Below are 9616 nucleotides of genomic sequence, written 5' to 3'. Positions count from 1 at the left end.
ACCAATACACAGGGTCAAACCAATACTCAGGATCAAACCAATACACAGGGTCAAACCAATGCTCAGGGTCAAACCAATGTTCAGGGTCAAACCAATACACAGGGTCAAACTAATACACAGGGTCAAACTAATACACAGGGTCAAACCAATACACAGGGTCAAACCAATACACAGGGTCAAACCAATACTCAGGATCAAACCAATACTCAGGATCAAACCAATGCTCAGGGTCAAACCAATGCTCAGGGTCAAACCAATACTCAGAGTCAAACCAATACACAGGGTCAAACCAATACTCAGGAACAAACCAATACACAGGGTCAAACTAATACTCAAGATCAAACAATGACTAAAGAGGAAAAAAATGAATAAGAAAATACTGATATTCCTTCTTATGCTTATGACGCTTATATCAGGATGTTGGGATACGAAAGAACCTGAACGAATGCTCTATATTTACGGAATTGGTGTGGATTATAAAGATGGAAAGTACCATATATATGCTCAAATTATTAGTTTTGCAAGCATAGCAAAATCTGAACAACCAAGTAACCCTGATACTATTCAGGCTGAAGTGGGGCATTCGTCTGGTAAAACAGAACATGAAGCGTTTTATAATTTGTACAAATCAATGGATGAAGAACTTTATTGGGGGCATCTTTCATATATAGTTTTCTCCGAAGATTTGCTTAAATCTGGAGAGACGAATTCATTTATTAATCCCTTTGGGCGATTTCAAAATATAAGATATCTAACTTGGGTGTATAGCACAAATGAGCCTATGAAAAAAGTAATGTTAGTAACACCTATTCTTAATAAAGCAATATCATTATCTAAATTATCAGATCCATTAAATTCATATAAGTTAGATTCTACGATTGAACCGTTGAATATGCGACAATTAATACTCAAACTAGAAGAGCCGAGTTATGAAGTGGCTATCCCTTCCGTGACACTTCTTCAAAATTGGGAAACGGAAAAAGGAAAGAATTTGACTACTAATGTAAATGGAGTGAGTGTACTTACTTCAAAGGGATTTAAAGGGAACATCTCAGGGGATAAAGTAAAAGGATTACCGTGGATGGATAAGAAAACCAAAAGAGCAGAATTGACAATCATGCTGAATAAAGGTGAGTCTGAACGAAAGCATTTTATTACAGCTAACGGAAAAGTGAATGGTGTAAAAGTAACACCAATTGTTAAAAATAATTCTGTTTACTTTGATGTAAATGTAAAAATGGAAGTAGAGCTGGGGGGATTCCAAGGAAGCATAAAAGAAAAAACAATTAAAAAAGAAGTGGAAAAGGAAGTTAAAAAGGAAATTAAAACTACTTTTAAAGAAGGATTAAGTATTGATACCGATATCTACCGTCTATCCGAATATCTATATCGCAAAGATGTAAAATCGTGGAAGAAATTTCAGAAAAAAGGAAAGATTGAATTGCATGAGGATTCTCTTCGTAATATTAAAGTAGATGTTCAATCAGTGTATTCAGGAAGAAAGAATTTTAAAGAAACAATTAGAAGGTAAAGAATAACATGCTGATGAAATATTTTTGATAGAGTAAATAATATTAATATTGCCATAAGACATTAAAAAAGCAGTTCGTCCTCTATTTTAGGGGGCGAGCTGCTTTTTGTTAATTTCCATCAATTGGATGTTCTTCTTTGGTAAGACGCCAAATATAATTTGCGATTTCTCGTGCTTCTGAAGCATGGGTTGTTTTTGTAAATGATTTACGGAAAGGTGTAAGAAGTGCTTCAATTATGAATAATTTGGGTTCTGTTTGTTGTAATTCTGTCAGTAAATAATTTGCGTATTCAATTCCATCTTTTGGATCATCTTTTGAAAGCCCTTCGATAAAACCCTTTAGTTGATTTATGATCATATTTTTATTAACCACTTTATGGTCAACACTATTTTTTATACAATGAATCGTTTCAGCACCTATTAGAACTTCTTTCGTTTCTAACATTCGGGGAATAATGGCATCAATATTTCTAAGCGCCATTTTGACAATTTTAATAACAGCTTCAGGTGCAACATATCGATCATCAGCAACTGCCAAGGTTCGAACGGTGTGTTGTATCATTGCGAATACTTGAACAGCACATTCATAACTCATAATACTGATTTCATTACCATAAACTTCGACTAATCGAGTAGAGAGCCAATCAAGTTCTTGTAAATGATGCTTTATCACAACTTTTTTAACGCCTTCATCTCTTGAATGGTAAATAGACTCAAAAATTTGCAATAGGTTTTGTTCACGATTGATATACATTAGTACGGCGATTTGTTTTGCAAGTATATCTATATCCTTAGGATCCTGACCAAAGATAAGTTCATGTCTAATGTTACTAGCATCTTCTCGGCTTTCCTGCAAAATAGCAATTAAGCATTCATTTTTCGAAGTGAAGTAATTATAGAATGTTCCCTTTGAGATTTTTGCTTCATTGATGATATCCATTATAGAAGTTTCTAGAAAGCCTTTTTCAATAAATAAACTACGTGCAACGTCGAGTACTTTTCTTTTACGCGTATTCATAAGTTCACCTTCACAATATTTATACCATTATTCTATAGCAAAAACGCTTTCATATCAACGTTTTTTACCTACAGAAATTTTTCTGTTGAAAAAAATAGACCGAGAGTATAAAATATAAATCACCGTTAAAAAATAGATTACAGATAGAAAGAGTGAGGGGAATTATGAGTAAGGACTCGATACAGAAAAAGCCACCTTATGGCATGCTTGCTATTTTGTTTATAGGTGCGTTTGTTTCTTTTTTAAATAATACGTTGATGAACGTAGCATTACCAACGATTATGAAAGATTTTGATCTTACCTATTCACAGGTTCAATGGTTAACCACTGGATATATGCTCGTTAGTGGTGTCTTAGTACCTGCATCAGCATTTTTGGTTGTAAGATTTAAAAACCGTACGTTGTTTATTACGGCAATGTCAATATTTACAATTGGTACAATTTTGGCAGCTATTGCTCCAAATTTCGGAATGTTGATTACAGCACGTATGGTTCAAGCAGCTGGTTCAGCAGCAATCTCTCCTTTATTGATGAATGTTATGCTAACAAGCTTCCCAATTGAAAAACGTGGTTCAGCAATGGGGATGTTTGGTCTTGTGATGATTGCAGCACCTGCAATTGGACCAACATTGTCGGGTTATATTATTGAACACCATGATTGGCGTATGTTATTCGAAATGATTATTCCATTTGCCGTACTTAGTCTATTATTTGGTATTTGGAAATTACAAAATGTCATGGAAACTCGTAAAGTTTCACTAGATTACATGTCATTAGTACTTTCAACAATTGGTTTTGGTGGCCTATTATATGGCTTCAGTTCAGCCGGAGATAAAGGTTGGAGTGATCCATGGGTTTATGGCACAATTTCTGTAGGTGCAGTTGCTTTAGTTATATTCATTATCAAACAATTGAAAATGGAAGAACCATTATTAGATCTTAGTATTTACAAATATCCAATGTTTGCATTAGGTTCTGTTATTTCAATCGTTGTATCAGTAGCAATGTTTTCTGGTATGATTCTAACTCCTGCATATGTCCAAAGTGTAAGACATATTTCTCCGTTCCACGCAGGATTAATAATGTTACCTGGTGCACTTGTGATGGCTATCATGTCGCCAATTACCGGTAAACTATTTGATAAATTCGGACCTCGTATTTTAGCATTTGTCGGTATAACAATTATGACGGTTGCTACTTATTTCTTAACTAAATTAAAAGTAGATTCTAGTTACGCTTACATTATTTCTATTTACACAGTTCGTATGTTTGGTATGTCAATGGTGTCGATGCCAATCATGACAAATGGTTTAAACTCACTACCGATGAATAAAAACCCACATGGTACAGCCATTAATAATACAGCCCAACAAGTATCGGGTGCAATTGGTACTGCAATTCTTGTAACAATAATGGATAATCATATTAAAACAAGAGCAACTGAATTAGCAGCTGAGGCGAAAGAAAAAGCAGTTCAAGCAGCACATGCAGCTGCACAAGCTGGTCAAACTCCTACTCCACCAACAGCAGAGCAAATTGCGCAATTAAAAGAACATATTGCTCAAACTGCGTTATTAGATGGTATTAACCATACGTTTATGGTAGTTACATGTGTTTCAGCGGTAGCGTTAATACTTTCATTATTCCTAAAACGTGTAAAAGTAAGCAAAGGTGCTTAAGGTTAATAAATAGATATAAATAACAAAGCTCTCGACAAATTTGTCGAGAGCTTTTTCATTTATATTAACTAAATTGAGATGGTTGGCGAGATGTATTTATAGTTGCTTCACCATAGCTATTTGTCATTGTAGCCATATCTTGAGGAGACAGTTGAGGGACTTGGTAATAGCCTTTTCTGTTTTGATAAATTGACACTTCGTATGCCATTTCAATACAGTTTGGAATTGAGTCTGCTAATACGCGGCGAACAACTGGATTTGTTGTTTCCAACGCTGTAGCCAGTTTAATAGTAGCAGTTTCTTTGTGGATTCCAAGAAGGAAACCAGAAATCATTTCATCACTTATTTCACTAGCTTGAGTAATTGGTTTTTTTGGTTGTCCAGGTTGTACACCATAAGTGAATTTGTTGTTTTCCTTCATTTCATAATGACCAGTTGGGCGAGAAGGATCACGACCTGTTTTGAATGATTCCACTAATGTATTGTATTCGTCTGAGCTAAATTTGTACTGGCGGTCTAAAATATCGCGCAGTTCGGTATCTTGGATGTGGTCACGTAATAATACGCATTGGTTTAATCCACCAACAATTGTGGATAGAGCTTCGTGCATATCCATTACTTCATGTCCACCATGATTAAATTTTGCTGAATCTACATTATACATTGGATCATTATTCATCTGATTTTGTGGTTGTTGTTGAGACAAAATATGACCTCCTTTTTATTTTAGCGCTTGTCACGCAAAAATAGTATGGACTACGAATTCACTTCGATACATGCAATTTGAAACTTTTCAACCTACATTTAGAATGCCAAATGAAAGGTTTTTTATGACTTTCAATTTAATAAGTTTTTATCGATTGTTAATAATTTGTTTATCTTTTTTCATGAAAAAGTTAAGATGTGCTTTTTATAATATGAAGTACACAAAGGAATGGGCAAATAGATAGTTCAGATGATTTAATACATGAGTTTAATTGTATTCATCTTCAAAACCAGTTGGCTAATTTATGTATTCGTATGCTTTTGCTGATCTATGAACAAAATTTATAATGACATTCTAATTGAGGTGCAATCATGAAAAAAATAACATTCATTCTTCCTGCGTTTAATGAGGAAGAAAACATTGAAAAATTATATGATTCAATTGTAGGTGAGTTTAACACAATAGATTATATATATGAAATATTACTAGTGAATGATGGAAGTTCAGATGGGACATTAGAAAAAATAAGAGAAATAGCCATTCATGATAAGCAAGTGAAGTATGTGTCATTCTCCCGTAATTTCGGAAAAGAGGCCGCAATCTATGCGGGACTTCAGAACTCAACAGGAGATGCAGTCATATTAATGGATAGTGATTTACAACATCCAGCATCATTAGTAAAAGAAATGATTAATGGATATGAGCAAGGCTATCATCAAGTTGTAGCATGCCGAAATCGAAAGGGCGAATCTAAACTACATCGTCTTTTAACAGGTGCATTTTATCGTTCTGTAAATAAGTTAAGTGAAGTACAGTTAGAAAATGGTGCAGGTGACTTCCGTTTGTTAAGTCGAAAAGCAGTTGATTCACTATTGCAGCTTAGTGAAAATAATCGCTTTTCTAAAGGACTTTATGAATGGATTGGTTTGTCCAAAAAAACATTCTCTTATGAAAATGTTGAACGTCAATATGGAGAAAGTAAATGGTCATTTTCTGACTTATTTTCCTATGCACTGGACGGAGTATTATCGTTTAACACAAAACCGCTTCGACTTTGCTTGTATATGGGTGTTTTCATTTTATTTTGTGGATTAATGTATATCGCAACAACTTTTGTTGGCATTATTGCAGAAGGAATAAAAGTGCCGGGCTACTTTACAACCATTTCAGCCGTGCTATTACTTGGCGGTGTTCAGCTTTTAAGTTTAGGTATTATCGGTGAATATATTGGACGAATCTATAATGAAGCAAAACACCGTCCTCATTATATTGTTGAGGAATCAAATATGGTTAGTCCGTCCAAATTTGTACCACGCGTTGTATCTTCAAAAGATGTTGAAGAAATCTTTAGAAAAAATGCTTTTGCTTATAGTACTAAAGAGGATCAACGATGAACAAGGAATGGTTAAAATTTATAATAGTGGGTGGTGTTAATACAGCCCACTATTATGCGTGGTATGTTTTGTTTTACTCTGTTTGTAGTATCAGCTATTTACCAAGTCATATTATTGCAACTGTTTTAAGTATGATTGGTTCCTATTTTCTTAACGTCTATTTTACGTATAAGGAAAGACCTTCATGGAAGTCATTTTTACTATTTCCACTTACGCAGATAACAAACACTGTCGTGCAATTGATTTGCCTTGTTGTATTTGTTAAAACATTGCATATGTCTCCATATCTTGCACCACTTGCAACAGCAATAATCAGCGTGCCGATTACATTTTTTGTCACTAGGAGGGTTATTCGTGTTTCAAAACCAATCTAGATGGAAACAAAAAGGATTGCTAATAGCAAGCATGCTCCTCATTTCGATCGTGGCACATGGCTTTTTTATTTGGCAACAGCCGAATGGATTTGTAATGAAAGGTATTAACGACGGTCTTTCGCAAATGCTACCTTTTAAGCAATTCATCTATAAAAACTATTCCCAAGGAAATTTCTTTTATGCAGATGATTTTGGAATTGGTGGAGGTATTTTTTCTCAATTAGCCTATTATTTCACTACAAATATTTTCTTTTTAATTGTCGCATCCTTGTTGTTTATAGTGGAATCTATTACAAAATATCAAGTAGATTTAAATACTTGGGTACAACTTATTTTACCTATGAGTATTTTAAAACAAACGGCAATTTTAGTTGTCGCATACACTTATTTTAAAACGATGAAGTTATCCAAAAAAGCTTCGTACGTAGGAGCAGTTATTTATGGATTAAGTCCCTTCTTTTTTAGACATGAAATGTATTGGGATATCTTAACGGATGCGATGTTTTGGCTTGTTTTATTATTAATAGGTATTGAGAAAATTATACGAAAAGAATCATCAACTACATTTGTCGTAGCTGTTGCCCTTATATTTATCAACAATTTCTATTTAGCTTATGTGAACTTACTCATTGGTTTCTTTTATATCATCATTCGTTTGTTTATTCATTGCACACAGCATGAACTTTCAGTGAAAAAGCAATTGCAACGCTATTTAAGTGGTGGATTATTAGGATTAGGAATCGGTTGTTTTGCATTTATACCAGCAGCTATGGGTTACTTACACAATTCTCGCCCACCATACAAAGATGCTATCCCATTGATAGACATTCAAGATAATATACTTTCTAATCCACGTATTCTCTGGTTACCGGTCTTTGTTGTGGTGGCATTAAGTATCAAGAAATTATATCAAAACAAGACATTCCAATTCTTTGCTATAGTTGCCATTGGCGGAACTGTTCTACATTTCATACCGTATGTTGGTAGTATGTTTAATGGATTTTCAGCGCCACAAAATCGTTGGGAAGCCATTGTGGTTTTAGGTTATGCTGGAGTATTTGCTGTTGCTATAGATCACTTTGAATATTGGAAAGCGAGACACGTTATAAGAACATCGACCGTTTTTCTAATTTTCATGCTCATCGTTAGTTTTATAGACCCAACATTTAAGTGGGGAAAAGATAGCGTTATTTTCATAATGACGGCTTTGTGGATAATTGGGATTAGCTTTGTATTAACAAAGCGAAAATCACAAAATTCCGCTATTCTATTCGTAATCATCTTTATGATAGGGTATGCAAATGTGTTTCAAGCAATTCGTTTAACTGAAGTAGATAAAAACTCATACGCCTCAACAACCCAATTCATGGCATCGGACAAGTATAATTCATCTGAGCAACAACGATTAATTCAATATATGAAACATCATTTAACAAATGACACAGCAAGAATTGACTGGATGGCGGATGATCGAAATAACACGCCAATCGTACAAGATTTTAAAGGGGAAAGTGTTTATTCTAGTGTGTTAAACGGTGATGTACTGAATATGTATCAAAGAGATCTCCAAATTGATATGGGGAAGGAAAGTGTTAGTAGATATGCAACTTTAGGTGCGAGAACAAACTTAATGTCTCTATGGCAAACACAGTTCTATATGCGCAAGAATTCAAATCAATCAATTCCGTATCACTATAATTTAGTGAAAAGCTCAAAAAATTATAATGTCTATGAGAACAAAGAGTTATTGCCTGCATTTCGTGTGACAGATGCTCTCTATTCAGCAACAGACTTAGAGAATAAGCCTGTATTGGCAAAAGAACATGCAATGCTACAAGGTGTTATTACAGAAGACAAGCAGAATACACAAGTATCTAAAGTACCTGCAACCCCTATTAAAAAAATAAATACAGTGAATGCAAAGTGGAATGGGGACATTTTAAATGTACAGAAGGAAAATGGAGGATTAGATATTCATATTGCTCCTTCTCAAAATACGAAAGACCTTTATGTTCAATTTCACATTGAAGGAATTCATCAAAAAGAATCGTTTAATCTTCAAGTAAATGAAGATCAAACGATGCGCAAAAGATCAAAATCTATTTATCGTACTGGATACAATGATTTAACGTTTGATATTAATCGAGCAAATACCATTCATATTCGCTTATCAAAAGGAAAGTATCATTTATCTAAAATTCAAGTTTATGAAGAAAACTATTCGACCTTAGCAAATAGCTTGAAAAATAGTAAAAGTGCAGATATTAAATGGCAAAATAATCATGCCAACGGAGTGGTAAAAACAACTAATAGTCATCAAATGTTAGTAACACCAATTCCTTATGAAAAAGGATGGACAGCACAGATTAATGGAAAGAAAGTAGCGATTGAGAAAGTAAACTATGCATATATGGGTATTCCATTAATGAATGGGGTAAATAATATTGAACTATATTATGAACCACCTTATTGGAAAATATGTTTATTGATTTCGCTTATTTCAATTGTCCTCTTTAGTTATGGAGTGTATCGACAACGAAAAAGAAATAAGCTATTAAAGTAAAAGGGTATTTTGATTGATATTTGAAAGAAGTACTTTTTAGCAACTGTACTAGAACGAACCGTGTGAGACAATAACAATTGGCTCATGCGGTTTGTGTGCTTATCGTGCTGAAAGTAGTAAAATTTATTAAATAGGTAATTGAATCAATTTCATAATTCAAAGATTATCCGAAAAACGCGAACATTAAATAGGTCATTGTTAAATGTCATATCTATTATAGTATTGTCTATGAAGTGGAATTAGCTCCGCTTTCCGTGGGCGAACTGACGAGCCTCCTCGCTTGTGCTCCTGCATCGCTTCGCTAGCTTCGTCGCAGAGAAAATCTCGCTGTGGGGTCTCGTCTAGTCCGTT

Annotated in this window: 8 protein-coding genes; 5 read left to right on the top strand and 3 right to left on the bottom strand. The window is 34.2% G+C overall.

The annotated features are described in order from the left end of the window. Positions 1–127 precede the first annotated feature (127 nt). Positions 128–316 carry a hypothetical protein gene (locus ABE048_RS18010; RefSeq protein ID WP_430312647.1) on the bottom strand — a complete coding sequence of 63 codons (189 nt, stop codon included), beginning with the start codon at positions 314–316 and terminating at the stop codon, positions 128–130. A 48-nt stretch (positions 317–364) separates the two neighbouring features. Here ABE048_RS18010 and ABE048_RS18005 point away from each other — a divergent pair, with 48 nt between their 5' ends. Next, entirely contained in the window at positions 365–1531 is a 1167-nt protein-coding gene (locus tag ABE048_RS18005; protein WP_430312646.1) for a Ger(x)C family spore germination protein, read from the top strand. Positions 1532–1640: 109 nt separating this feature from the next. Here the strand turns inward: ABE048_RS18005 and ABE048_RS18000 are convergent, their stop codons facing one another. Next, positions 1641–2549, bottom strand: coding sequence for a TetR/AcrR family transcriptional regulator (locus ABE048_RS18000; protein ID WP_430312645.1), 909 nt, complete (start codon positions 2547–2549; stop codon positions 1641–1643). Between the two features lie 164 nt (positions 2550–2713). Between ABE048_RS18000 and ABE048_RS17995 the strand changes: the two genes are divergently transcribed. Further along, complete coding sequence (locus ABE048_RS17995) at positions 2714–4228, top strand: DHA2 family efflux MFS transporter permease subunit (protein ID WP_430312644.1); 1515 nt, start codon at positions 2714–2716, stop codon at positions 4226–4228. Between the two features lie 64 nt (positions 4229–4292). On the opposite strand, the gene ABE048_RS17990 is transcribed toward ABE048_RS17995, so the two are convergent. Continuing rightward, positions 4293–4934, bottom strand: a complete 642-nt coding sequence (locus tag ABE048_RS17990; protein WP_430312643.1) for a spore coat protein — start codon at positions 4932–4934, stop codon at positions 4293–4295. Positions 4935–5305: 371 nt separating this feature from the next. On the opposite strand from ABE048_RS17990, the gene ABE048_RS17985 reads away from it, so the two are divergent. From ABE048_RS17985 to ABE048_RS17975, 3 genes are read left to right on the top strand one after another with little or no spacing between them, the layout of a single operon-like run. Then, on the top strand, positions 5306–6328 hold the full coding sequence (locus ABE048_RS17985) for a glycosyltransferase family 2 protein (RefSeq protein ID WP_430312642.1): 1023 nt from the start codon (positions 5306–5308) through the stop codon (positions 6326–6328). Further along, entirely contained in the window at positions 6325–6702 is a 378-nt protein-coding gene (locus ABE048_RS17980; protein ID WP_430312641.1) for a GtrA family protein, read from the top strand. The genes ABE048_RS17985 and ABE048_RS17980 overlap by 4 nt, the downstream gene beginning before the upstream one ends. Next, the gene (locus tag ABE048_RS17975) at positions 6683–9265 is read left to right on the top strand and encodes a YfhO family protein (RefSeq protein ID WP_430312640.1); all 2583 of its coding nucleotides are present in this window, start codon (positions 6683–6685) and stop codon (positions 9263–9265) included. Before ABE048_RS17980 ends, ABE048_RS17975 begins: the two co-directional genes overlap by 20 nt. Positions 9266–9616: the final 351 nt, after the last annotated feature.

This window comes from Rummeliibacillus pycnus (assembly GCF_050459865.1).
In the GTDB taxonomy this organism is placed as follows: Bacteria; Bacillota; Bacilli; order Bacillales_A; family Planococcaceae; genus Rummeliibacillus; species Rummeliibacillus pycnus_B.
This window is presented reverse-complemented; position numbering and strand designations above follow the sequence as displayed.

Excerpts from the sequence above, each read along its gene's own strand:
- ABE048_RS18005 (WP_430312646.1), top strand. The coding sequence starts at position 365 with ATGAATAAGAAAATACTGATATTCCTTCTTATGCTTATGACGCTTATA.
- ABE048_RS18000 (WP_430312645.1), bottom strand. The coding sequence starts at position 2,549 with ATGAATACGCGTAAAAGAAAAGTACTCGACGTTGCACGTAGTTTATTT.
- ABE048_RS17995 (WP_430312644.1), top strand. The coding sequence starts at position 2,714 with ATGAGTAAGGACTCGATACAGAAAAAGCCACCTTATGGCATGCTTGCT.
- ABE048_RS17985 (WP_430312642.1), top strand. The coding sequence starts at position 5,306 with ATGAAAAAAATAACATTCATTCTTCCTGCGTTTAATGAGGAAGAAAAC.
- ABE048_RS17980 (WP_430312641.1), top strand. The coding sequence starts at position 6,325 with ATGAACAAGGAATGGTTAAAATTTATAATAGTGGGTGGTGTTAATACA.